Source organism: Thioclava sp. SK-1, from assembly GCF_001705665.1.
Classification (GTDB): Bacteria; Pseudomonadota; Alphaproteobacteria; order Rhodobacterales; family Rhodobacteraceae; genus Thioclava.
This window is the reverse complement of the sequence record NZ_MDHA01000038.1, coordinates 1-22,297: the sequence shown is the minus strand read 5'-3', so window position 1 is coordinate 22,297 and position 22,297 is coordinate 1. Positions and strand designations below refer to the sequence as shown.

21 protein-coding genes are annotated in these 22,297 nt (G+C 61.3%); 11 read left to right on the top strand and 10 right to left on the bottom strand.

The window, feature by feature from the left end; genetic code table 11:
- Nucleotides 1–10 precede the first annotated feature (10 nt).
- From BFP70_RS08765 to BFP70_RS08755, 3 genes are read left to right on the top strand one after another with little or no spacing between them, the layout of a single operon-like run.
- Nucleotides 11–1,012: an ABC transporter ATP-binding protein gene (locus BFP70_RS08765; RefSeq protein ID WP_066011004.1), complete on the top strand. Its 1,002-nt coding sequence runs from the start codon at nucleotides 11–13 to the stop codon at nucleotides 1,010–1,012.
- Nucleotides 1,009–1,782: an L-iditol 2-dehydrogenase gene (locus tag BFP70_RS08760; RefSeq protein ID WP_066011003.1), complete on the top strand. Its 774-nt coding sequence runs from the start codon at nucleotides 1,009–1,011 to the stop codon at nucleotides 1,780–1,782. The genes BFP70_RS08765 and BFP70_RS08760 overlap by 4 nt, the downstream gene beginning before the upstream one ends.
- A 46-nt stretch (nucleotides 1,783–1,828) precedes the next feature.
- On the top strand, nucleotides 1,829–2,821 hold the full coding sequence (locus BFP70_RS08755; protein WP_066011002.1) for an alcohol dehydrogenase catalytic domain-containing protein: 993 nt from the start codon (nucleotides 1,829–1,831) through the stop codon (nucleotides 2,819–2,821).
- Between the two features lie 748 nt (nucleotides 2,822–3,569).
- On the opposite strand, the gene BFP70_RS08750 is transcribed toward BFP70_RS08755, so the two are convergent.
- From BFP70_RS08750 to BFP70_RS08740, 3 genes are all read right to left on the bottom strand, one after another.
- On the bottom strand, nucleotides 3,570–4,589 hold the full coding sequence (locus tag BFP70_RS08750) for a zinc-binding alcohol dehydrogenase family protein (protein ID WP_066011001.1): 1,020 nt from the start codon (nucleotides 4,587–4,589) through the stop codon (nucleotides 3,570–3,572).
- A 167-nt stretch (nucleotides 4,590–4,756) separates the two neighbouring features.
- Complete coding sequence (locus BFP70_RS08745) at nucleotides 4,757–5,221, bottom strand: nuclear transport factor 2 family protein (RefSeq protein ID WP_066011000.1); 465 nt, start codon at nucleotides 5,219–5,221, stop codon at nucleotides 4,757–4,759.
- Nucleotides 5,214–6,332 (bottom strand): alkene reductase, encoded by a 1,119-nt coding sequence (locus BFP70_RS08740; protein ID WP_066010999.1) that lies wholly within the window; start codon nucleotides 6,330–6,332, stop codon nucleotides 5,214–5,216. The genes BFP70_RS08745 and BFP70_RS08740 overlap by 8 nt, the downstream gene beginning before the upstream one ends.
- 174 nt (nucleotides 6,333–6,506) lie before the next feature.
- Here BFP70_RS08740 and BFP70_RS08735 point away from each other — a divergent pair, with 174 nt between their 5' ends.
- From BFP70_RS08735 to BFP70_RS08715, 5 genes are all read left to right on the top strand, one after another.
- A complete protein-coding gene (locus tag BFP70_RS08735) occupies nucleotides 6,507–7,433 on the top strand; it encodes a LysR family transcriptional regulator (protein WP_066011024.1) in 927 nt (308 codons plus the stop codon).
- A gap of 264 nt (nucleotides 7,434–7,697) precedes the next feature.
- A complete protein-coding gene (locus BFP70_RS08730) occupies nucleotides 7,698–8,684 on the top strand; it encodes a TIGR03571 family LLM class oxidoreductase (protein WP_066010998.1) in 987 nt (328 codons plus the stop codon).
- Nucleotides 8,685–8,687: 3 nt separating this feature from the next.
- Complete coding sequence (locus BFP70_RS08725) at nucleotides 8,688–9,668, top strand: nuclear transport factor 2 family protein (RefSeq protein ID WP_066010997.1); 981 nt, start codon at nucleotides 8,688–8,690, stop codon at nucleotides 9,666–9,668.
- A 75-nt stretch (nucleotides 9,669–9,743) separates the two neighbouring features.
- Nucleotides 9,744–10,763, top strand: a complete 1,020-nt coding sequence (locus tag BFP70_RS08720) for an MsnO8 family LLM class oxidoreductase (RefSeq protein WP_066010996.1) — start codon at nucleotides 9,744–9,746, stop codon at nucleotides 10,761–10,763.
- A 79-nt stretch (nucleotides 10,764–10,842) separates the two neighbouring features.
- Complete coding sequence (locus BFP70_RS08715) at nucleotides 10,843–11,568, top strand: hypothetical protein (RefSeq protein WP_066010995.1); 726 nt, start codon at nucleotides 10,843–10,845, stop codon at nucleotides 11,566–11,568.
- 349 nt (nucleotides 11,569–11,917) lie between these two features.
- Here the strand turns inward: BFP70_RS08715 and BFP70_RS08710 are convergent, their stop codons facing one another.
- Both BFP70_RS08710 and BFP70_RS08705 read right to left on the bottom strand, forming a co-directional pair.
- The gene (locus BFP70_RS08710) at nucleotides 11,918–12,604 is read right to left on the bottom strand and encodes an SH3 domain-containing protein (RefSeq protein ID WP_066010994.1); all 687 of its coding nucleotides are present in this window, start codon (nucleotides 12,602–12,604) and stop codon (nucleotides 11,918–11,920) included.
- 286 nt (nucleotides 12,605–12,890) lie between these two features.
- Entirely contained in the window at nucleotides 12,891–13,859 is a 969-nt protein-coding gene (locus tag BFP70_RS08705) for a quinone oxidoreductase (RefSeq protein WP_066010993.1), read from the bottom strand.
- Nucleotides 13,860–13,970: 111 nt separating this feature from the next.
- Here BFP70_RS08705 and BFP70_RS08700 point away from each other — a divergent pair, with 111 nt between their 5' ends.
- A complete protein-coding gene (locus BFP70_RS08700) occupies nucleotides 13,971–14,810 on the top strand; it encodes a LysR family transcriptional regulator (RefSeq protein ID WP_066011023.1) in 840 nt (279 codons plus the stop codon).
- A gap of 510 nt (nucleotides 14,811–15,320) precedes the next feature.
- Here the strand turns inward: BFP70_RS08700 and BFP70_RS08690 are convergent.
- Complete coding sequence (locus tag BFP70_RS08690; RefSeq protein WP_066010991.1) at nucleotides 15,321–16,214, bottom strand: MBL fold metallo-hydrolase; 894 nt, start codon at nucleotides 16,212–16,214, stop codon at nucleotides 15,321–15,323.
- Nucleotides 16,215–16,240: 26 nt separating this feature from the next.
- Nucleotides 16,241–16,882, bottom strand: coding sequence for a DsbA family protein (locus BFP70_RS08685; protein ID WP_066010990.1), 642 nt, complete (start codon nucleotides 16,880–16,882; stop codon nucleotides 16,241–16,243).
- 95 nt (nucleotides 16,883–16,977) lie between these two features.
- Between BFP70_RS08685 and BFP70_RS08680 the strand changes: the two genes are divergently transcribed.
- Nucleotides 16,978–17,886, top strand: coding sequence for a LysR family transcriptional regulator (locus BFP70_RS08680; RefSeq protein WP_066011022.1), 909 nt, complete (start codon nucleotides 16,978–16,980; stop codon nucleotides 17,884–17,886).
- A 287-nt stretch (nucleotides 17,887–18,173) separates the two neighbouring features.
- Here BFP70_RS08680 and BFP70_RS08675 read toward each other — a convergent pair whose 3' ends face one another.
- On the bottom strand, nucleotides 18,174–18,791 hold the full coding sequence (locus BFP70_RS08675; RefSeq protein WP_066010989.1) for a hypothetical protein: 618 nt from the start codon (nucleotides 18,789–18,791) through the stop codon (nucleotides 18,174–18,176).
- On the bottom strand, nucleotides 18,778–19,503 hold the full coding sequence (locus BFP70_RS08670; protein ID WP_176715529.1) for a PD-(D/E)XK nuclease family protein: 726 nt from the start codon (nucleotides 19,501–19,503) through the stop codon (nucleotides 18,778–18,780). Before BFP70_RS08670 ends, BFP70_RS08675 begins: the two co-directional genes overlap by 14 nt.
- Nucleotides 19,504–20,016: 513 nt before the next feature.
- Between BFP70_RS08670 and BFP70_RS08665 the strand changes: the two genes are divergently transcribed.
- A complete protein-coding gene (locus BFP70_RS08665; protein ID WP_066010987.1) occupies nucleotides 20,017–21,402 on the top strand; it encodes an IS1182 family transposase in 1,386 nt (461 codons plus the stop codon).
- A gap of 155 nt (nucleotides 21,403–21,557) precedes the next feature.
- On the opposite strand, the gene BFP70_RS21010 is transcribed toward BFP70_RS08665, so the two are convergent.
- On the bottom strand, nucleotides 21,558–22,297 hold a 740-nt coding region (locus BFP70_RS21010; protein ID WP_369820196.1), incomplete at its 5' end, for a DUF6880 family protein.

Genomic DNA, 22,297 nt, shown 5'->3' with positions numbered 1-22,297 from the left:
GGAGAGTTCCATGGGACATATTTCCCTGAATAAAGTTCGTAAAGCCTTTGGCGATGTGGAGGTCATTCCCCCGCTCGACCTGCAGATCAATGATGGCGAGTTCGTAGTATTTGTCGGCCCGTCCGGATGCGGTAAATCCACTCTGCTGCGGTTGATCGCGGGGCTGGAGGATGTCTCGTCGGGCGAGATCGAGATCGATGGGCGTCCTTCGGCCGAGCTGCCCCCGGCCAAACGCGGCCTTGCGATGGTGTTCCAGAGCTACGCGCTTTATCCGCATATGAGTGTGCGGAAAAACATCGCCTTCCCGATGAAAATGGCCGGAGTGTCCGCCGAGGAGCAGGAGCGGCGTATCGCGGCCGCGGCCTCCGCGCTCAATCTGACGGATTATCTGGACCGCAAACCGGGTCAGCTATCGGGCGGTCAGCGTCAGCGGGTCGCCATCGGACGCGCGATTGTGCGCGAGCCTGCGGCGTTTCTGTTCGACGAGCCGCTGTCGAACCTTGATGCCGCGCTGCGCGTCGGCATGCGGCTGGAGATCTCCGAGCTGCACAAACGTCTTGCGACAACGATGATCTATGTCACCCATGATCAGGTCGAAGCGATGACGATGGCCGACAAGATTGTGGTGCTTCGCGCAGGCCGGATCGAGCAGGTCGGCGCACCGCTTGAGCTATATGAAAACCCCCGCAATCTTTTTGTGGCAGGCTTTATCGGCTCACCCCGGATGAACTTCATCGAAGGGCCGGAAGCTGCACACCATAACGCCCACACGATGGGGATCCGTCCCGAACATATCGATGTGTCAGCGACACAAGGTCAATGGCAGGGCCGGATCGGCGTCGCCGAGCATCTGGGTTCCGATACCTATTTCCACGTTCACGACACCGGCCTTGCCGAGACGATCACCGTCCGTGCAAGCGGTGAAGTGGCGCTGCGCCACGGAGACACCGTCTTCCTGACGCCGCAGGCCGACAAGATCCACCGCTTCAATAATGAAGGACTGAAGCAATGACACGTCTCAACGGAAAATCCGCCCTTATCACAGGGTCCGCACGCGGCATTGGCCGCGGCTTTGCCGAAGCTTACTTGCGTGAAGGCGCTCGGGTCGCGATTGCCGATATCGACCTCGCGGCCGCCGAAGCCACCGCGGCGGAGTTGGGAGAGGGAGCCTATGCGGTGCAGCTTGATGTGTCGCGTCAGGACAGCATCGATGCCACGATTGCGTCCGTCGTCGCACAGACCGGAAAGCTCGACATCCTGATCAACAACGCGGCCCTCTTTGATGCCGCGGAAACGGTCGATATCACCCGTGACAGCTATGACCGCCTCTATGCAGTCAACGTCGCAGGCACGCTGTTCACTATGCAAGCTGCGGCAAAGCAGATGATCGCGCAGGGCCATGGCGGCAAAATCATCAACATGGCTTCTCAGGCAGGGCGCCGTGGGGAGTCTCTTGTTCTGGTCTATTGCTCGACCAAGGCGGCGGTTATCTCGATGACGCAATCCGCAGGGCTGAACCTGATCAAGCATGGCATCAACGTCAATGCCATTGCCCCGGGCGTGGTCGACGGTGAGCATTGGAAACATGTCGATGCGATGTTCGCAAAACTCGAAGGCAAAGCACCGGGTCAGAAAAAAGCAGAAGTCGCAGCGGGCGTGCCTGCCGGACGGTTTGCAGTCCCTGAGGATTTGACCGGCATGGCGGTCTTCTTGGCCTCTTCCGACAGCGATTACATTGTTTCGCAGACCTATAACGTCGATGGCGGTCAGTGGATGAGCTAAGGTTTGGGGGGCAGAAACGCCCCCCATTTTTAAGGGGAGGGGAGAAATGAAATCGATCTGTTTTCCGGCGCAGGGAGAGGTTGCCCTGCGCGACCAGCCCTCGCGTGCCGTGGGACCGCGTGAGGTCCGGGTCAAGGTGCGCGTGGCTGGCTTGTGCCACACCGATTATGAGGTGCGCGCAGCCCGTTATGGGAATGGTGCCTTCCCGATCGTGCCAGGGCACGAGTTTGCGGGCGAGGTGATCGAGATCGGCAACGAAGTCCGGGGTTTCAGCACGGGAGATAGGGTCGTGATCGATCCTAACTTGTCCTGCGGCACCTGCCGCAGTTGCCTGCGCGGTCGGGAAAATCTCTGTGTAGCCCTTGGGGCCTATGGCGTATCGAAAGATGGCGGCTTCGCCGAGGAAGCGATCATTCGAGCCGAAAACCTGCATAAAACTGAGCTTCCCTGGACGCAGGCCGCTTTGGCCGAACCTATGGGATGCGTCCTGAATGCGGTCGAGGCGCTTCGCCCTGCCGCCCATGATGAAACGCTGATCATTGGAGCAGGGCCGATCGGTATTCTTCTGGCAATTGCGCTGCATACGCGCGGCGTGGAACGGATCACGCTGGCGGATCTGTCACTCGAACGGCTTGCTCTGGCCGAAAGCTTCGGATTTGCCTCGGTCGAGGCTGGCTCCGCCCAGATGCAGTCGCTACGCGGCAACATGGATATCGCCGCCGATGCCACCGGTGTCACTCAGGTGGCGTCAGGCTTGACAGGCTATCTCGCCGATTCAGGTGCTGCATTGTTTTTCGGGGTCTGTCCGCCCGATGCACGGATCGAGATCTCTCCGTTCGAGGTATTCCGGCGGCAACTGCGTCTGATGGGGACGCATTCTCTCAATCGCAATATCCCGCAGGCCCTTGCCGCGATTACAGCCTATGGACCAAAGATCGAAGGACTGGTCTCGCATCAGGTCGCACTCGAGGAAATGGCCGAGTTTCTCGGGACACATCCGCCTAAGGCGAGCCTGAAGATACAGGCGGTCATGTCGTAACGCACTCTGCAGCTTGTGGCCTCTCACTCGATCTTCTCACACATATCAGCGAATGGAAATCACTGGCTGTATCGCAAAGATCTGAAGTGTATGGAGTCAATTTGACGGCATATGCCCTTTGAGGGTTTTGGGAGCAGTCTCGATGCCAGCGATCATGACAGTCGCCGAATGGACGGCGTTGAACACCGGTTACGGAAGATCTGACCTCCACCAGAACGAAATTCTCGTCGGAGCCCTGTGACTGCTCGGTGAGGGAGTTTTTCAACGCAATCCGGACCTTCCTGCCGTTCGCTGCGACCGCAGCCCACCACAGGTTGAGCGTCAGCAATGCGCATGAAGTGGACCTGGCCCCCTAAAACATTCTCATTCTATGACCGGTATCAGCCCTCCACGTCATAGGTCTTCCACGTCAGCGAGCCATACTGGAGCGGCAATGGTGTTCAAAGGGAGCAGAAGACGTCACCTCTTTCTGGACAGAGCTTGGCCTACGGCAACTCTTACGGCCAGACATTCGACCCGTCGTGGCATCATGTCACGCGGCCCCGATGCACCGGCTAATGGAGCGCGCCGTAGCCTGCGCCACCAGAACTCGCGTCGAGCGTCTTGTTAGAGCCGACGCCGCCCGAAGCGGACGGCACCCGTTCCTCAGGCCATACGGGGAAAGCGCCCGTGCTTACCTTACGGCAGAATATCCAGCGCCCGCGATCAAGGCGGAGGTCGGGCGCTGCCCGGCCCTCCGCCGTCGGCTTCAGTCGGGCCAACCCTCCACGACGACCTTGCCACGCATCGTCCCGCTCTCGACCTGAGCATGCGCCTTGGACAGTGTCCTGGCATCCATTGGGGACAGCCGCTCGGTCAGTGTCGTGCGCACCGCGCCCGCGTCGATCAGCCGTGCAACTTCGTCCAGCAGTACCTTCTGCTCGCCCATGTCCGGGGTCTGGTGCAGGGGGCGGGCGAACATCAGTTCCCAGTGGATCGAGACGGCCTTGCCCTGGAAAGGCCGCACGTCCAGCGGCGTGTGTTCGTCGATCAGGGCAAAGCGGCCCTGGGGCGCGATCAGCTCGGCCACGTCTGGGATGTGCTGATCACTATGGGTGGTGGAAAAGACGAAGGACGGCGCGCCTAGATCCAGCGCGGCGATCTGCGGCGCCATCGGACGGCTGTGGTCGATGACGTGATGCGCCCCCATGTCGCGGGTCCATTGCGCCGTTTCGGAGCGCGACGCCGTGGCGATGACAGTCAGCTCGGTGCAGGCGCGCAGCAACTGGATCGCGATCGAGCCTACGCCGCCCGCGCCGCCGACGATCAGCACAGCAGGTGCCCCGCCGGGCACCGGGCGCGTGACCTCCAGCCGATCAAAGAGCGCCTCCCAGGCGGTGATCGTGGTCAGGGGCAAAGCAGCCGCCTCGGCCCAGTCCAGCGTCCGGGGCTTGTGTCCCACGATACGTTCATCCACGCAATGCAACTGGGCGTTGGTACCGGTCCGCGCGATGGAGCCCGCGTAGTAGACGGCATCCCCGGGCGCGTAGCCGGTCACGACGGCGCCGACCGCGCGCACGATGCCGGCCGCGTCCCATCCCAGCACCTTGTGCTGCCCGGTCTCGGGCGCGGCGCTGGCTCTGACCTTGGTGTCGACCGGATTGACCGACACAGCCTTCACCTCGACCAGCAGGTCCCGCTCGCCGGGGATCTGCTCGGGCAGGTCGATGTCGACAAGGGCGTCGTCCGCCGTGATCGGACCCGCCTTGGTGTAACCTATGGCACGCATTGTCTTTCTCTCTTGAATTGAGCAGCGAATGTGCGGGGGGCCGGTGCAAGTCCGGCCCCCGCGACCAAGGGGGACAGAGGGTCTGGCACCCCCGGGGCTTATACCCGCGCCGACCGCGCCTTGCGCCAAGGGCGGCCGGGGGAAACAGGCGGAAACCGGCGGTGGCTTCAGGCCTCTGCCGCGTCGTCGTTCGGCCAGAGCACGTCCAGCTCGGACCGGCTGATGCGCCATTCGCCATCCACGCGCACATAGTCGTCCACGTACCGCCCCAACAGCAGGAAGGGATGCTGCGCACCCGGACGGTCGGTCACGAAATCGAGCAGGTAGCAGCTGCCGGTGGCCGTGTCCGGGCCGGTCAGGGTGATCTCGTGGTTGGCAATGGCGTGGACGAACGGGAAATGCTCGGCCTTGCGAGTGTCGAAGCTCTGGTAGGCATCGCGCAGGCTGGTCTTGATCTCGTCGAGGCCCTTCATGGCACCGACGGTCACGACCACTTCGGCGTCTTCGGTGAACACCTCGCCCATGCGGTCAGCCGCGTTGCCGTCCAGTAGCGCGCTGTAGTGCAGGCGCAGGGCGCGAATGTCTTCGCGGTCGAGCATCGCGGTGATGCGGCTCTCTCGGGTGTCAGTCATCGGTCTTGTCCTTCTCTTCGTCCCAAGTGGGGAAATCGGTGTAACCGGCAGCGCCATTGCCGCCATAGAATGCCTCCCGCGAGGGCGTGTTGATCGGCCAGCCGTTCTGCATCCGCTCGACAAGGTCGGGGTTGGCGATGAAGGGCTTGCCGAAGGCGATGAGGTCCAGCGCGCCGTCCTTCAGCGCCTGTTCCCCTGTCTCTTGGGTCAAGCCGCCCGCAGCGATCAGCGTGCCGGTGAAGGTCTTGCAGAACTGCGATGGGAAGCCTGCGGGCATCGCCTCGCCACCCATGGTCAGCTGGTCGCTGAGGTGGACATAGGCGGGCTGGCGTGCCTCCAGCGCCTCGGCCAGGGCCAGCCAAGTGTCGGCCTCGCCCTCGTAGCCTTGCATGCCCGACAGGCGACCAAAGGGCGAAATACGCACGCCCACGCGGTTCATGCCGATCTCGGCTGCGACGGCATCAATCGTTTCCAGCAGGAAGCGCATCCGGTTTTCGATGCTGCCTCCGTAGCGGTCTGTGCGCTGGTTGGAATTGGCGTTCAGGAACTGCTCGAAGAGGTAGCTGTTGGCGCCGTGGATCTCGACCCCGTCAAAGCCCGCACGGATGGCGCGCTGCGCCGCCGCGACGAAGTCTGCGGTGACGCGGGCGACTTCCTCGGTTTCCAGCGCGCGGGGCGTCGAGGCAGGCTGCTGCCCCGGCTGGCCATCCGGCCCGATGGCGAAGGAGAACGCGCCCTCGCCGCGCTGTGCGCTGGCCGAAACCGGCGCGGCACCACCCGGTTGCAGGGACGTGTGCGAGACGCGGCCCACATGCCACAGCTGGACAAAGATGCGCCCGCCGCGATCATGCACCGCCTTGGTGACCTTGGCCCATGCGGCCTCGTGATCGTCGGTGTAGATGCCGGGGGTATAGAGATAGCCGTTGCCTTCCTGACTGATCGGCGCGCCCTCGGTGATCAGCAGCCCGGCGCTGGCGCGTTGAGCGTAGTAGAGCGCGGTCTGCGAGTCAGGGGCGCCGGTCGGGGCGCGGGACCGGGTCATCGGGGCCATGACGGTGCGGTTCGGCAGGGGCAGCCCCGCGAGGTCGTATGGCGAGAAGAGGTGCGACATGGGTGAGTCCTCGAAGGAGTATAAGCAGTTGGCAGGAAGATTGCTGCGCCCTGATTTCATGGCCAGCGGCTGCTCAGGGGCTTGGGGGCCTTCCTTTCTGACCGCCAATCTATTGATCCTGTCGTGGAATATAATATGGTCGCCGTTCCAGTCATTCCGTCCCAAGGTTCCGCAATGCCTGAGCACGATGATCCCTTCTCCGGCGCGCGCGAGTTCGTCGAAACCATACGCAACGGCTCCTTCACCGCGGCCGGTGCGCGGCTTGGGCTGACCGGCTCTGCCGTGGGCAAAAGCGTCAGCCGTCTCGAGGCGCGGCTTGGCACGAAGCTGCTACACCGGACCACCCGCCGGCTGTCGCTGACGCCGGAGGGGCAGCGATACTTCGATGGCTGGGTGGCGATCCTGAGCGATGTTCAGGGGCTGGAGCATTCGGTGACCGAGGGCAGCGGGCAGGTGTCGGGGCGGCTGAGCATCCATCTGCCGGCGGCCTTCGGGCGGCGTCACGTGATGCCGGTGCTGACCCGGCTGGCGGACGAGCACCCGGCGCTCGACCTTGCCGTCAGCTTTACCGAACGGCGGGTGAACCTGATCGACGAAGGGGTGGACCTTGTCGTGCGGATCGGCGCGCTGAGCGACGATGCCGATCTGGTCGCCCGCAGGCTGGGCCGTCAGCGACTGGTCATCTGCGCCAGCCCCGCCTACCTCACCAAGCATGGCACCCCGGCCACCCCGGCGGCCCTGACCGAGCATGACTGCATCATCGGCAGTCGTCGGGACGGTGTGCCGCCCTCGTGGCTTCTGCGCCAGCCGGACGGGTCCGTCATCACGCAAACCATCCGCGCCCGGCACGAATTCAGCGACGGCGATGCCATGCTGGAGGCGACGCTTGCTGGGGCGGGCCTGTCGCAGCTGCCGACGTGGCTGGTGAGTGACGCACTGGCGTCAGGGGAGCTGGTCACGGTGCTGGACGATGCCTCCGGCGCCGAAATGCCGATCCACGCGGTCTGGCCACGCTCGCGCTACCTCAAGCCCGGCCAGCGTGCGCTCATCGACGCGCTGGTTGCCGACGCGGCCAAGAAAGAGGCCGGCTACTGGCTCTAACAGCGCTGCGCCTTGCGTGAAGACGCCCCGCCGGTGCCGCAAAAGCCTTCGTTCAACCGGTGGCTGACCTGACGGGGCCTGCATCTGGCGGGGTCTGCGCCCTACAATTGCGGAACCATAGGATCGACTGATCGGAAAAACCTCGGGGTTATAGATTTCTGAGACGGGAATATGTTCGGGCTCAACGCAACACCGTTGGGCGGCCGTCTCAGGCAAGACCGCTGCAACGACCCGCCCACGCCAAGACCAGCAAGGACCGATCCCGTGCCCCGACACCCCCGCTTCGATCCTTTGCAGGAGGATCAATGGCCCGATCCCCTCGATGCCGTTTTCGGCGCGCAAGGTATGACGGTCGGCCTGATTACGCCGCTCGAAGCCTATGCCGAAGGCCCCGTGCCGACGCTGGAAGGCCACGCCGCCGCGCGGCGCGCCGAAGAGGCGGGGTTTGCCAGCATCTGGCTGCGCGACGTGCCCTTCTTCGATCCGGAGTTCGGCGATGCGGCGCAGATCATGGACCCGCTGGTCTACGCCGGGTTTCTTGCCGCGCAGACGCGGAGGATCACCATAGGCACCGCAGGCATCGTGCTGCCGCTGCGCGAGCCGATCGCAGTGGCGAAACAGTCCGCCACCATCGACATGCTGACGCAGGGCCGGTTCATCCTCGGCCTATCGTCGGGCGACCGTCCGATGGAGTACCCGGCCTTCGGCGTCCGTTTCGACAGGCGCGCCGACCGGTTCCGCGAGGCGTTTAGGCTGATCCGCAAACTTCACGGCGAGGCCTTCCCGCGCGGCAAAACCCAAGGTTTCGGGACGCTGTCGGGGGATCTCGACCTGCTGCCCAAACCGAAAGAGGGCCGACTGCCGATGATCGCGGTCGGACGCGTCGGGCAGACGGTGCCTTGGATCGCGAAGAACGCCGATGCCTGGATCTGGACGGTGGATGATCCGAAATCGGTCGCGAAGATCCTGAACGATCTGAAGGCAGCCTCCGGCAAGCGGCGCCCGCCGCCCTATGGCTATTCGACCTTCCTCGACCTCGACCGAAACCCCGATGCTCCGCCGCGGCGCGACCACAATGTGCTTCGCATCGGGCGCAAGGCGTTGCTGGCGCGGTTGCAGCAGCAGGCGGCGCAGGGCGTGAAACATGTGGCGTTCAACCTGCGCCCGTCGCGGCGCCCTGCCGAACGCATCATCGACGAAATGGGCGCGCACATCCTGCCTGCGCTTGCCCGTCTTTCCCGCAAAAGGTGACAAATGACACATGAACATCAAGGTCCCGAACAGGACCGCGCAGCGCTTCTGGCGCTGATCGACAGGCTTGCGGCCCAATGGTCCGGCGAAAGCTCGGGCGCGCCCTCTTGGCTGGCCCCCGAGGCCCGGCTCGACAGCAACCTGCACGGGCAGCTCGGCGGTGCGCAGGACATCCAGAACGCGCTTGCCGCGGATGGTCGGCAAGGCGCCTGTACCATCCGCACCAGCAACCGCTACGCCGCCACCCGTGGCGATGAGGGTGTGGCCAGCTTCTATGTCTATGGGCTGTTGCAGAACCAAAGCGATGCCGCGCAGGCGCTGCTCTTCGGCGCGACCGTGGTTCTGCGCGCGACACGCGCCGACGACTGCTGGCAGGTGAGCCATGTCAGGGTCTCCAGCAGCTGGATGCGCGGCACCGAACGGCTTGCCTCGCACTGGCTTTTGCCACCCGGCGATGCGGGCTGGCAGGTGGGCGACCCGCCGCCAGTTCTTGTGAGCGAATTGCATTCGCCTTGGGCCCTGCAACCCATCGGCACGCCCCCGAGCGATCTCTTCGCGGCGATCTCAGAGCTTTACAGCCGCTATTCCTTTGCCATCGACCAGGGCGACATCACCCTGCTCATCGGCAGCTACACGGCGGATATCGCGGGTGGATTTGCCCCGATGGGCCAGTACGCAGGGCGCGATGCGGTGATCGGACAGTTGCGCAGCTTCCGGCACCACTGGCCGTGGATGCAGCACTTCGCCGACCTCGTCCGGGTCGAGGCCGATCCCGATGGGCGACACGCCAATGCCATCGTCGGCCGGATCGTGCCCGAACAAACGATGACCCCGCAGGGCAAGCCGCTCTACGGCGCGCATTACCAGCTGCGCGCGCGGCGCGAAGAGGACGGCCAGTGGCGTTTCTGCTGGACGGATTATCGCCCCGGCTGGTTCGACATCGACACCATTCCCGACTTCGACATCGGCCACAGCACCGCCTGATCGGCCCGGTTGATCAACCTGTCCCGCCACCGCCCTCGCCGCGCGGGCAACCCACTCTTGTCAAAAGGATATCCCATGCGACTGAGCATCCTTGACTACGTCCCCGTCGATGAAGGCCTTGAGGCGCAGGACGCACTCGCCGCCTCGCTGCACCTTGCACAAACCGCCGATGCCACCGGACTTCATCGCTACTGGTTTTCTGAGCACCACGGCATGCCCGCCATGGTCAGCAGCGCGCCCGAACTGATGATGGCACGCACCGCCGCCGGCACCGAGACGATCCGCCTCGGCTCGGGCGGTGTGCTGCTGCCCAATCACAGCAGCTACAAGATTGCCGGGAATTTCCAGCTTCTGGAAGGCATGTTCCCGGACCGGATCGACCTTGGGCTGGGGCGTGCTCCGGGCGCGGATCAACGGGTCAACGCCGCGCTCAACGAAGAGAAGACCAGCCAACTTCCCTATGGCCAGAAGCTGGGCGACCTGCTGGGCTTCCTGAGCGGGCAGCATCCCACCCAAAGCCGTCATGCCGGGCTGCGCGCCCTGCCGCGCACCGCCCGCATCCCGCAGACCTTCGTGCTGGGGGCCTCCGGCTCTACGGCAGGGGTCGCGGCGCAGGCCGGGCTTGGCTTTACCTTTGCGCATTTCATCAACCCAGGCCCGCAGGGCACTGAAGCGGCTGCCGCCTACCGCGCGGCGTTCCAGCCCACCGTCTTCGGCGACAAGCCCTCCGTCGTCGTCGCGGTCTTTGCCGCCGTGGGCGAAACCGAGGCCGAGGCGGAGGCCTTCGCCGACACCTTCCACCTGTGGCTGTCGCATGCCGAAAGCGCGCGGCCCTTCGACCGGCTTCCGTCGCTTGCGACCACGCGCACACACGACTGGAGTGTTCAGGAACGGATGGTGCGTCAGCGCAACGAAGGCCGCCTGATCTACGGCACGGCGGACAGCGTCGCATCGCAGCTGCAAGAGCTGGGCCGGGCCTATGGCACCGACGAGGTCATGGTGAACCTGATGATGCCCGGTGAAGCCGCGCGTCAGACCGCCCTGACCAGCCTCGCGCAGGCGCTGGAGGTCACCCCGCAGGCAATCCCCGCCTGATCCTCGGGGCGTGACGCCCCAGAAACACATGCCCCGGCCCGTCGCTGGCCTGGGCGACCTCCAATTCTAAGGGGCCGGTATGACACTCTCCTCCGATCAGCTGCGCTCGCAGCATGACGCCCTGCATCTTGCCTACCGCTGGTTCGCCTTCTTCGAAGCACCGGGCAGCGCCCTCGCGCCGCATCTCGAAATCTTCGATCCGCAGGTCAGCCTAAGCGGTCACCAAGGTCGCCATCTGTTCGCCGACGACCGCGACAGCCTTGCCACATGGTTTGCCACGGTGCCGGGCGAGCGCAGTGCGCACCACATCCTGCACGCGACATTCGAACCCGCCCCGCGGGGACAGTCACGGTTGAACATGCTGGTGGCCTATCAGGCGGTGCGCCCGACAGGCGTTCAGGGTGCCATCATCCGCTACGAGACCGAGCTGTCGCATAGGCCCGAAGGCGCGCGGTTCCTCTCGCTCGACAAGACCCCGATCCTGCCCGACACGCAGGCGATCTTCGCTCCGTCATGGGCCGCGAACCGCGTTCTGGCGCTGGCCCATGCAGCGCTGGCCGAACTGCTCGAGAGCGATGCGCGCCTACGCGAGGCGCTCGGCGCGGCGACATCGCAGTTGCAGGTGCAGGCCAACGTCCCCGAGGGCAGCCCAAAGTACCGCGCGCTGCTGAGCGCGACCGATACGTCTGCGGCAGGTGGCCTGAGCCTCTTTCTCGACCTCGAGGATGACGTATCGCAACCGCTGCCTGCCGTGTCCTCCATCATTCCGGCAGAGCGGACTGCGCAGCAAAAGCCCCTGCCGTGAGCCTGCGTTGGCTGACTTGGTCTGCTATTCTTGACTGTCGGATGGAGCGCATCTCAAGGCGCGCCCTTCGAGCAACAGAGGCCATGCCACGCGTGTGAGGATTAGCGCGGACAGCGGGCGAATGCATCCGCAGCGAGGCTGCAGCATCGGCATGAGCGCTTTGGGCTCGAACCGGTCATTCGGCGCTGCGGCGGGCGCGTGACCCAGGCGGTCAGCACCGTACTACGCTTCCGGCCCAAAGCCGCCGTCCGGCCACAGATCGAGATGCGGTGGTTGCAGCCTGCTTTGCCGACATTGGCTGCATCTGCCAAGTAGGTGAATGGAAAAGTCGTCAGAACTTGTAGCAATCTCAATCGGGACGACACTCGAGTGATTCAACCTTAGCTGAAATCACAGGTTCAAAGGTGTATCCAAAATCAAAGTCGATTTCGAGGGTTCCGCTAGCGGTGCCCGAATAAAGATAAAGGCTTGTGCTTTCACTCTCTCGCTCGGATTGCTCGAAATAGGAATCATTGGTCCGGTACGAAATCTCTGCCACACAGGTAACGTCGACATAGTCCCTCAAATATGGCGCAAAAGTCGACGGAATATTCACCTCAATTTCTACTTCAAGCTCACATTCATCAAAACCGCCCTCGGTGATGTAACTTTCGCTGCACTCGAAATCAGCATCGGCAATCTGAAATGGATCAGGTATCGGGACGAATCGAGGAGCTGGCGCAGATTTAGCAGTAGGCCTTTGTGTGTCAATTTGCTGGCTGGGGGCCGCGACTATAAGGAAGCGTGAGTTCACCCAGCCTTCTGCAAGACCGCGATTGAGTGGGTCTGAGAGCTTCACCCAATCGCCCTGCCGTTCGACAACTAGCAACATTGCTCCCTGCGAGACTCTCCCAACAACAGAAGTATCAGAACTGGGGCCGGTCCTTACATTCAACAACTCTGTATTGACTTTGGCCAGGTCTCCAATCTCTTGGGCGTGGATTGGCAAGGTAAAGAACCCGCATAGAGCCGCAACTGGTCCAATAAATCTAATCATTTTGCATTCACTCAAATTGCCTCATTTCGGCGGTCCTTGCGGTCCTTGCGGTCGCCGGTCGGCCTTTACTCCCAGATGATGACGACAGTGGGAATTGTTATCAAGTTCGATGGACCATTCACCTCCGGCCCTCTCCGGACATTCGCCCAGCTGGCTCCGCTGCAGCGCAGCTTCCCCAAACCGGCCATCCGTGGCATCGTGCAGCAACGTCCGGCACGCCAAGGTCGGCAGTGCGGACAAAGCTGCCTATTAACTTCAAGGCGCGAAAGGCAGCTTTCCGTTTTGCTCAAATCACGAGGAGTGGCGTGCCAGTGGTCGTGCCATTCTCAAGAGAAGATTGTGCGGCGCTGGCATCGGAAAGTGCAAATTCCGGCCCTGCTACTCTCTCGGGCCCGGCGCTCAGCGCGGTGATCGACGCGCGGATGACACTCTCATAACGGAGAGGGTCCGCGAGATAGGCCATCACGCTTGGCATGTGAAAGGCAACGCTTCTTTGTGGCCCGAGATCATTGGCAGAGAGCGTGACAAGCGGGCCGCCTGCTTGGCCGACGCTTGCGAATGTCCCAAACTTAGCGGTCGCCTCCAATGAAGCCCTGAAGGTCGGCTCCCCGATGCCATCAATGGTAAAATCCACGCCTAGGCCGTCGGTCCACTTTCGCGCTTCCCCTGCAATGTCCGCGTTTCGCCCGATGATAACCGTGTCAGCGCCATTGGCCAGAGCGAGGTCCGCCTTTGCGTCAGTGCTCACCGTTGCCATGATCCGAGCGCCTATTCGTTTGGCCCAAGGCATGACGATGCTGGCGAGCCCCCCGGCACCGGCATGGATCAGGATCGTCGTTCCCGGCGTCACCTGATGAACCTTGTGAAGTAGCATATGCGCAGTGCAGGCTCTCAAGAGGCTGCTGGCCGCGAGATCGCTTGAGACATCTTGGGGCAGCTTTGCGCCGCGCCAAGCGGGCAGCAGCCGCGCTTCGGCATATCCACCAACAGCCCCAGCATAGCCAATACGATCCCCCACGGCGAATTGGGTGACACCTTCGCCGACGGCTTCCACCACACCCGCGCCTTCCACGCCGAGCACAGCAGGCATGGAAAGTGGATAGATCCCCTTGCGTTGATAGATGTCGATGAAATTCACGCCCGCACCAGTCTGACGCAAACGGATTTCTCCGGGGCCAGGAGTGCCGATCTCACGCGAGACAAACGATAGATTTTGCACCCCACCTGGGGCGGATAGTTCGACGACATGAGTCATGATGCACCTTTTTCCGCTCTGACGAGACGGAATATTCGTGACATCTAGGCATATTGGAATGCGTATAATGTACACTATAATGATGCAAAAATGCATTATATGGTGAGATGGATGGATTGGGAGAACATTCGCTTCTTCGTCGCCCTGGTCGAAACCGGAAGCACCGCTGCCGCGGCGCGTGAGCTGGGGGTTGAGCGCACCACGGTGACCCGACGGATACAGGCACTCGAAAGCGAGGCCGGTCTGGCACTGTTCGACCGGCGCGGGCGGCAACTGGCGCTCACTGCGGCGGGGCGCGATTTTGCCGATGCAACCCGGCCGATGATGGAGGCGGCGCATTTGGCGGCGAGATGTGCCGCAGGGATGCGCCCGGGCATGAGCGGCAGAATTAAAATCTCCGCACCACCCGCTTTGGCCAAGGCCCTGTTGATTGCGCCGCTCCTATCCCTCGGGAAAGCACACCCGAAATTGGAGATACAACTCGCCGGTGAAATCGCATTCGCCTCTCTGCTGCGTGGTGAGGCCGACATCGCGGTGCGCCTGACGCGCCCCCAGACCGGTGATCTGGCGGTCTCCAAACTCGGATCCGTCGCGTTTCGTCTTTATGCACACCGCGCGTACATCGCGAACACTCCCGAGGAAGAGTGGCGGTATATCGGTCAGGGCGACGTGCCGGACGCTATGCCACAACAGGTCGCTCTCAACCGGATAGCTGGCGGAAAGTTTGCCTGCTATGTGGATGACGTCGATCTGCAAATGGCGGCAGTCATGGCGAGGGGCGGTATTGCAGTGCTTCCAGATTTCCTGACGGTAGACAAAAACGAACTGACGCTAGCGGGATCGGGTGAACCACTTCTCGTCCGCGAAGTGTGGTCTGTGACCCATAACTCGCAGCGTCACCAAGAACGGATCAAGCGCACAATCGACGTTTTGCGAATGGCGTTCAAATAAGATCTCCGCTCGGGAGATGGCCCTTCAGACAGCGCGCAGCATTGGTCACATTGGGCTCGGAGCGGACATGCGGCGGTGCGGCGGCCCCATCACGAGGGCCGCGCCTCCCTATCGACGCGATCGGCCCTCTCCGGACGTTCGGCGTTTGGTGGGCGCTGCGGCGCGGCTTCGCCAAAGCGGCCGTTCGGGCACCGGCGCAGCATTTCAAACGAACCGACGTCTGCAGTGCGGACAAAGCCGCCGCCGACACTTTTGGTATGAACGGCCGCTATCCGCGCATGGCGTCGATCAACACGAACGTCCCTGAACCGACCTTCATCACCACGACTGGAGCCGCGCCGCAGCATCCTCCACAATGCTGACCTCCGCAGCGCTACTGACGCACGGTATTTTCTGGCGATCTCAAGGGAGGATTATCCAAAACGAAGCGAGAGCGGCCAAGATTTCTCGGCCGCTCTCGTTTGACGAGTTTCATAGGTGGCAAGCGCAGCGAAACGGATCAGGCGCGGATCAACCCCATTTCATTTCGCCGGTCAGAACCTTGGTGCCGACATCCAATGCGACGCTCATCCCCAAATCGGGGTAACGGGCTGTCATCGCCGCGTGCAGATCTGCCGCATTTTCGGCGGTGGCCAGCTCTTCCTCGATGGCCAGAAGATACTCTTTGGTGAATTCCACCGCAGCAAGGCCCATCGGCGCGTCCAGCGTCATGTGACCGGGCACGACAACCTTCGGATTGCGGGCGATGATAGCATCAAGGTTGGCGATCCATGCAGCGCGCTGTTCTTTGGTGGGTGTGTCGGCAGTCCAGACATGGGTGCCGGAAAAGACCATCACGCCGCCGAACACGGCCTGTAGGTCTTCGACCCAAAGATAGCGACGGTTGGCCAGCCCATCGGCAGGAACGATCTCGATGTCGTGGCCATCCACTGTCAACGTCGTGCTGTCGTCGGCGTCGGGAATAATCACCTCTGCCACAGTCGCAGGGCCGTTTTCGCCCAATTGCGGCCCCCATGTTTCGACCTTTTTGGCCACATTGGCATTGATGGCCGCGACTGTCTCGCTGGCTGCGATGACGCGGGCCTCGGGGAAGGCTTCGACGATCGGGCGCAGGCTGAAATAGAAATCAGGGTCGCTTTGACTGATGTAGATAGTGGTCAGTGTTTTGCCAGTCGCCTTGATCTCTGCGGCCAATGCGCGACCATCCGGCAGGGTGAAGCCGCCGTCAATCAGCACGGCCTCGTTTGCGCCTTCAATCAAAACGGGCGCACGGTAAAAGCCGTTTTCGCCAGCAGGGAAATGCGTCCAGGTGAGGCCGTTTTCATCCGCAAATGAGAGTTTGGGCGCGATCAGGGCAGCAGCTGCGGCTGCGGTGGAAAGTTTTAGAATGTCTCTACGATTCATTGTCTTGTCCTTTCGGTAAAGTGGGTTCAGGCCAGTCCGAGTGCGGCGCGTACCGCATCTGGGCCGGAATATAGGGTGCTGGCGTCCAGCCCGCGGCGGGTGCCGTCGACCTCGGCAATGAGGGCGGGAACGCCTTGCAGGTTAAACGCCGTCATCAACTTGCGGGCCTCTGCGGTAAGGGTTTGGACCAGATCAACGAGGCTGGCGTCAGGTGTCAAAACACGCGTGGCGGCATCGGCAAGTTCAAGGTCGGCCAGCAAGCCTGCGACGACCTCAGAGGAGGTCACATCCTTGCCATCTACATAGCGTGCCGATTGAATGGCCGCGAGCGCCTCGATCACGCGATCAGGGCTGCTGTCAGCCACCGCGGTTACTGCAAGAGTCGCTACAGTGGAGTCCAAAGACGCATCGTCAGCCCCCAGAACATCGCGGCGATAGGCTTCGGTGAACGGTCGACCGCTTACTGCGGCGATGCGCTGATCGTTGGCCCAAGCTTGCGCTGCGAAGCTTTTCATCGGACGCGCGCCGCTGCCGGCGAACAGTCCTGTCGCATGTGGCTGAAGGTCGATCTCGGCATCGGCCGCAAGTGTACCAATGGTCGCCGAAGCGCCGTAGCACCAGCCGCACAGGGGATCAAAAAGGTAATGCAGTGTCGTTTTCTGTGTCATGGTCTGTCTCCTTGGACCCTATATAGGGGCATCAATTGCCAGTGATAAGATAAACAATTTTGACACAGCGTATGCCAAAGGTTTACAGTCTGGTCATGGCTAAATCACACAACCTGAACCGTCTGGCCTATTTCGCGGCCGTTGTCGAAACCGGCTCCTTCACCAATGCCGCAGACCGCCTTGGCGTGACAAAGGCCGTGGTCAGCAGCCAAGTGACGCAGTTGGAGCAGGAGCTGCAAACAGCTCTGCTGGTGCGCAACACGCGCAAGGTCAGCGCCACTGAGGCAGGCAAACTGTTTTACACACGCTGCGCGTCGATCCTGAACGAGGCGGAAGAAGCCTTCAGCGAATTGTCGCAACTCTCAGAGCAGCCGATGGGCACATTGCGCATGACCGCCCCGAATGATTACGGTACGGCGATCGTGGCCCCGCTTGTTGCGGCGTTCCGGCGTCAATACCCCGAATGTCAAGTAGAGCTATATCTCGGGGATGATCACAGGGATCTCATGGCGGGCGCGCTTGATCTGGCCATTCGGGTCGGGTGGCTGCGCGATTCCACCCTGTTGGCGCGCAAGCTGGGCGGGTTTCGACAGCTCCTCGTCGGCGCGGGCGACAAATCCGGCCAGTTTGATTACATTCAACACCCCAGCGATCTCGCCACGTCACCCTTCGTCGCCAACAAGGCGCTATCCGATCCGCTGCACTGGTTGTTCGAAAACACCGCTGGCGAAACGGCCTCCGTCACAATGCAAAGCGATCTTTCAATCGATAGCGCGCCTGCGATCATGGCCGCCGTGGAGGAAGGAGCAGGTTTGGCGATCCTACCTGACTATGTGGTGCGTGATCGTCTGACCTCGGGCGCGCTGACACAGGTATTGCCCGCGTGGCAACTCCCTGAAGGGGGGGTCTTCGCGGTGCTTCCGGCGGCAAAATTCCGCGGCGCAAAAGCATCCGTCTTTATAGAAATGCTGCGGCAAGCGGAAAAGATAAGGAGCAGTGGTTGAGCGCCATAGGCCCGCACTATCTCTGGATATCCGTGAATGCCCACTACCACTATTGGGGAGCCGTATATGCAAATTCAGCTAACGGCAGGTCTCCGCAGTTCGCCGCTCTTCGCACGTGCCGCAGCATAGGTCAGTTTGGGCTCAAACCGGTCATGCGGCGGCGCAGCGGGGCTGCCTCGATGTCCCCGTGGCCGTATCGACGTGTTCGGCCCAAAGCTGCCGCTCACCCGGTTGGTCATAGCAGCGCAACAGATTCACCAGGCCGGTCATTCGTGACACCGCACAGCTTAGTCGGCTAGCAGCTTCGCGATGAGCGGCACAATAGCGGACGCGGCTAGCTTTAACGGTTTGAGTGCCTCATCGGGATTATCTATGAAGCTTTCCATCGTAACCTTTGCGGTCGATTCAAGCCGCTGCTCCCCTTCATCCGTGATCCTTTGCCAACAATCTGGGACTTTCAAACGAGAAGAAAATGTCTGCAATTCGTCATCATCGTTGTAACGCCATATGCGAAGCGTCACTTCGTATGGTCGTTTGCTATCGATATCGACCGTGAGGTCAAAATGACTTCGTTCCAGATCATCACCTCTGGTGACGTACGACCAGAAATGCCACTCTTTCCAGACCTCGCTAATGGTACAGTTTTCAGGAAAAAATTCGTTTAGATCAATTTTTTCCAACGCCGCGCCAAATGTGTTTTTCCAAATGTCGGCCATGAACTCGACGAAATCTGAACGGACCTGACAAGCCAGCATTACGCCCTCGCTCAGGTCTGTCAGTTTGCTTCGGTCCATATCAGGCAGATCGGGATCATTAATCATTGTTACAAGCGCATCAACAACGGCGCGTGTGTCCGCTTCTTGGAAATAGGCTTGAACGCTTTCATGGATTTCAAAGGGGAGCATGTGCATCTTTCGGGTTGAGTCGTCCTATCCGGCGCCAGAGAACGTTGAGGAAAAGCTGGAGGTTTTGATCATATTCGACCGGTCGCGCAGTTTCGAACCGTAGCCATAAATCGCGCCAAGAGCAGAATCGCCAATTTCCATCGCCACGACAGTTTGCTTTCAGCATCGCGCTCTCATGCAAAGCCAGAACTAGATGATACCTTTTGGCTTTCGGATGGTCTTTCTTCGCACTTTCCCGATAGCATCGAAGCTGCCCTGGCGTTATTTCATGGTCAAACTTAGCTTCGACAACGAGAATTTTTTCTTTGTCTTTCGCATCTCGCCATACGAATTTGAGATCGATCCGTCGGCCATCCAACGCGGGCACCTCTGAAAAGACCTGCGCCGAATTTAACTGACCAATTGCAGCGCCAAGCTCGCCATCTCCAAGTCCCAAGGCACGTAAAAAGGCATCGATCCGAAGCGCTCGCGCTTGGCATCCGCCAGCATTCAAAAGCCTCGCCAAGGTCTCGGTAGCAATCCTTTCGGAAAGGGACATTTTCCATTCAAGGCGAGGCTGCATTAGGCTGCTGTCTAGACGGTCAAGTCCAAAGAGACAACGGGCGCGCTCTACGCGCCCGTAACGATGCCAGCACTGTCGATTGCGGGCGAATTCCCCGACGCGAATACTTGCACCATCCAGAAGCCTCCGCGTTGTCTTGACGATGGACATTCGTTCGTCCTTAGAGATCACCTGCCTAGGGACACAACTCATGAGCGCGTATACTTTCTCGGAGGTCACCTCTGTTTTCAATTTAGATTTTTTGCCTTGAGGCATTGCAAGTTCCTGATCGGCGTAAACGCTTGTTAGAATTTTTTCACTGGAACCTTATCTCGCCATAATACCAGATCCAACAGTTTCCTAACGTTCTCCGGTGCGGAACTACCCGACCCGGAAACCAGGCTGTAGAAGCGCGGTTTTTGCAGAAGGATGGACATATAGGTCCCAGCATCAACGTGCCTATTCATCGTCTTCGCTGCGAATGGCTACTTCGCGCCTTCCGTGTAAGTCGCGTCGGCTTCATTGGCGATATCTTGGTGGGTACGTCCGCTTCCGTGTCCAGCCAAGATAGTTTCGCGCGTGCAAAGAAAGTCTGCTTTCCGCCGATGCTGTTGAAAAAGTCTTTGTTGCGCTGCGGCAAGTCTTTCGATTCACTCGACTATGAGGGGATTGGAGGATTTCGGCATGATGGGCAGGCAAGAAGCACCGGCGCAGCTGTTTTACGACTTCGATCTGGAGCGGCATGTCCCCGCCCATCACATGCTGCGCGAGATTGACCTGTTCCTGAATGGCGACTCCCTGCGCGAGGCACTGCGTCCCTTCTACAGCCACCTTGGCCGGCCTTCGATCGACCCCGAACTGATCATCCGGATGCTGGTGATCGGATATGTCATGGGGATCCGTTCGGAGCGCCGGCTCTGTGACGAGGTTCATCTGAACTTGGCCTACCGCTGGTTCTGTCGGTTGGGTCTGGAAGGCAATGTCCCCGACCACTCGACTTTCTCCCGCTATCGCCATGGCAAGTTCAGGGAAAGCGGTCTGCTGCGTCAGGTCTTCGAGACAACCGTTGAACGCTGCCTGAAAGAAAATCTGGTGTCGGGCGAAGGTTTCGCGGTCGATGCGAGCCTGATCTCGGCAGATGCCAACAAGATCCGCTCCATCGCGGCGGAAGACTGGAGCCCCGAGGCCGCGCGGGACGCTGGCAACAGGGCGGCACGAGAATATCTGGAGACACTGGATGACGCCGCCTTCGGGGCCGCATCGCCTGTCCAGCCCAAGTTCGTGGCCAAGTCCGATCCGGCAGCGCAATGGACCCGTGCGGAGGAGAGCCGCCCCTATTTTGCCTATGCCACCAACTACCTGATCGACACCAAGAGTTCGGTGATCATGGATGTTGAAGCGACAAGAGCCATCCGCCAAGCCGAAGTTGGAGCTGCGCACACGATGCTGGACAGGACCGAAAAACGCTTTGGCATCAAGCCGGACTGGCTGGCCGCCGATACGGCCTACGGCAATGCCGAGAACCTGGGCTGGCTGGTCGAGAAACGCAGCATCACCCCCTTCATACCGGTGATCGACAAGTCGGAACGGACCGACGGCACGTTCTCCCGCTCAGACTTCCAGTGGGACGAGACGAATGATCAGTATATCTGCCCTGAAGGCCATGCCCTCAAACAGTTCAGACGCAACTATTTCGATCCGAACCGGGGTCGGGATACTGGTGGGCGAAAGAAATACCGCTGCTTGAAGGCTATCTGCCAAGCCTGTCCATCCAAGGAGATCTGCTGCCCGAAAGCCGATGCCCGGTATGTCACGCGTGAGCCCCATGAAGAGGCGCGCGAGTTCGCCAGAGAGTGCCGCAAGACCAAGGCCTACAAAGTGTCGCGCGACAAACGGAAGAAGGTCGAGATGCTCTTCGCGCACCTCAAGCGTATTCTTGGCCTAACACGGTTGCGGCTCCGTGGTCCAAACGGCGCCAAGGACGAATTTCTGCTCGCCGCCATCGCACAGAATCTCCGAAAACTCGCGAAGCTCCGCTCGCGAAGCGTCCTACAGGAGGCCGCAGCATGAGCTGAGCGGCCATATTACCGCCTTGAGGCGGGGCGACGGGCGATCGCCCGAACGCAATAGCCTTGCCCGGCGGCGGCGAGCCTCAAAATCGGCGATTTCGGCCGACTTTTTCAACAACATCCGCCCAATCTTAGTCGTATGCTGCGCTGCATTGATTATCTTACGACCTCTGCCCAGAAGGAGGACTTCCGGGCATGAGTGTCCTCCAGCGTCTTTAGGTAAGCGGCGTGCGAGAGGTGCGGACCGTAGTCGCTGATACGGGTGTCGGCCTCGGCGCAGCTTTGGAGGTGGCGGGCGGCGTGGCCGTAGCGGCCCTTGCGCTGATGGGTGAGAGCATAATCGATCAGGGCGCGCCAGAGGAGCACGGCTTGAAGCGGGTGGTTTGGAGCCAGTTCCTCTGCCAGCGGCGTCAGGATCTCGTAGACATTGCCATCAAGATCGGCGTGGCGCGCGTCGATCAACTGGCGGGCCAGTTGTAGGTCCTGCGTGGCGCGGCAGAACCACAGCGCCTTGGTCATCGATGGATAGGCCAGCACGATCGCGCGGGCGGCGTCGGCTGCATCGATATCCTCGAAATCCGGCTGCAGCTTCAGGTGATGGCGCAGCGCATCGGGGCAGAGCCGCGCTTCGAACCGCGCCCAAAGCGCATCGCGCAGCTCCGCCTTGCGCCCGAGCGCCCAGAGGCAGGCGAAATGCGCGTCATCCAGCTCGCGCGGATCATGCCAGTCGGAGCGCCGGTCAGATTTCTGCGCGGCGAGGGCAGTGCGGGTCAGCGCGAGAGCCTCTTCTGCGCGCCCTGCATCCAAGAGGCGGGTCGCAGCATCGGGAGCGATGGTATGGTAGGTCAGCTGCTCGGGCGTGTATTTGGCCATCCAGCCATCGACATCGCCCTGCT

What these genes read in the sequence shown, in the direction of transcription:
- BFP70_RS08765 (WP_066011004.1), top strand. Translation starts at nt 11, where the DNA reads ATGGGACATATTTCCCTGAATAAAGTTCGTAAAGCCTTTGGCGATGTG.
- BFP70_RS08760 (WP_066011003.1), top strand. Translation starts at nt 1,009, where the DNA reads ATGACACGTCTCAACGGAAAATCCGCCCTTATCACAGGGTCCGCACGC.
- BFP70_RS08755 (WP_066011002.1), top strand. Translation starts at nt 1,829, where the DNA reads ATGAAATCGATCTGTTTTCCGGCGCAGGGAGAGGTTGCCCTGCGCGAC.
- BFP70_RS08750 (WP_066011001.1), bottom strand. Translation starts at nt 4,589, where the DNA reads ATGCGTGCCATAGGTTACACCAAGGCGGGTCCGATCACGGCGGACGAC.
- BFP70_RS08745 (WP_066011000.1), bottom strand. Translation starts at nt 5,221, where the DNA reads ATGACTGACACCCGAGAGAGCCGCATCACCGCGATGCTCGACCGCGAA.
- BFP70_RS08740 (WP_066010999.1), bottom strand. Translation starts at nt 6,332, where the DNA reads ATGTCGCACCTCTTCTCGCCATACGACCTCGCGGGGCTGCCCCTGCCG.
- BFP70_RS08735 (WP_066011024.1), top strand. Translation starts at nt 6,507, where the DNA reads ATGCCTGAGCACGATGATCCCTTCTCCGGCGCGCGCGAGTTCGTCGAA.
- BFP70_RS08725 (WP_066010997.1), top strand. Translation starts at nt 8,688, where the DNA reads ATGACACATGAACATCAAGGTCCCGAACAGGACCGCGCAGCGCTTCTG.
- BFP70_RS08720 (WP_066010996.1), top strand. Translation starts at nt 9,744, where the DNA reads ATGCGACTGAGCATCCTTGACTACGTCCCCGTCGATGAAGGCCTTGAG.
- BFP70_RS08715 (WP_066010995.1), top strand. Translation starts at nt 10,843, where the DNA reads ATGACACTCTCCTCCGATCAGCTGCGCTCGCAGCATGACGCCCTGCAT.
- BFP70_RS08710 (WP_066010994.1), bottom strand. Translation starts at nt 12,604, where the DNA reads ATGATTAGATTTATTGGACCAGTTGCGGCTCTATGCGGGTTCTTTACC.
- BFP70_RS08705 (WP_066010993.1), bottom strand. Translation starts at nt 13,859, where the DNA reads ATGACTCATGTCGTCGAACTATCCGCCCCAGGTGGGGTGCAAAATCTA.
- BFP70_RS08700 (WP_066011023.1), top strand. Translation starts at nt 13,971, where the DNA reads ATGGATTGGGAGAACATTCGCTTCTTCGTCGCCCTGGTCGAAACCGGA.
- BFP70_RS08690 (WP_066010991.1), bottom strand. Translation starts at nt 16,214, where the DNA reads ATGAATCGTAGAGACATTCTAAAACTTTCCACCGCAGCCGCAGCTGCT.
- BFP70_RS08685 (WP_066010990.1), bottom strand. Translation starts at nt 16,882, where the DNA reads ATGACACAGAAAACGACACTGCATTACCTTTTTGATCCCCTGTGCGGC.
- BFP70_RS08680 (WP_066011022.1), top strand. Translation starts at nt 16,978, where the DNA reads ATGGCTAAATCACACAACCTGAACCGTCTGGCCTATTTCGCGGCCGTT.
- BFP70_RS08675 (WP_066010989.1), bottom strand. Translation starts at nt 18,791, where the DNA reads ATGCTCCCCTTTGAAATCCATGAAAGCGTTCAAGCCTATTTCCAAGAA.
- BFP70_RS08670 (WP_176715529.1), bottom strand. Translation starts at nt 19,503, where the DNA reads ATGTCCATCGTCAAGACAACGCGGAGGCTTCTGGATGGTGCAAGTATT.
- BFP70_RS08665 (WP_066010987.1), top strand. Translation starts at nt 20,017, where the DNA reads ATGATGGGCAGGCAAGAAGCACCGGCGCAGCTGTTTTACGACTTCGAT.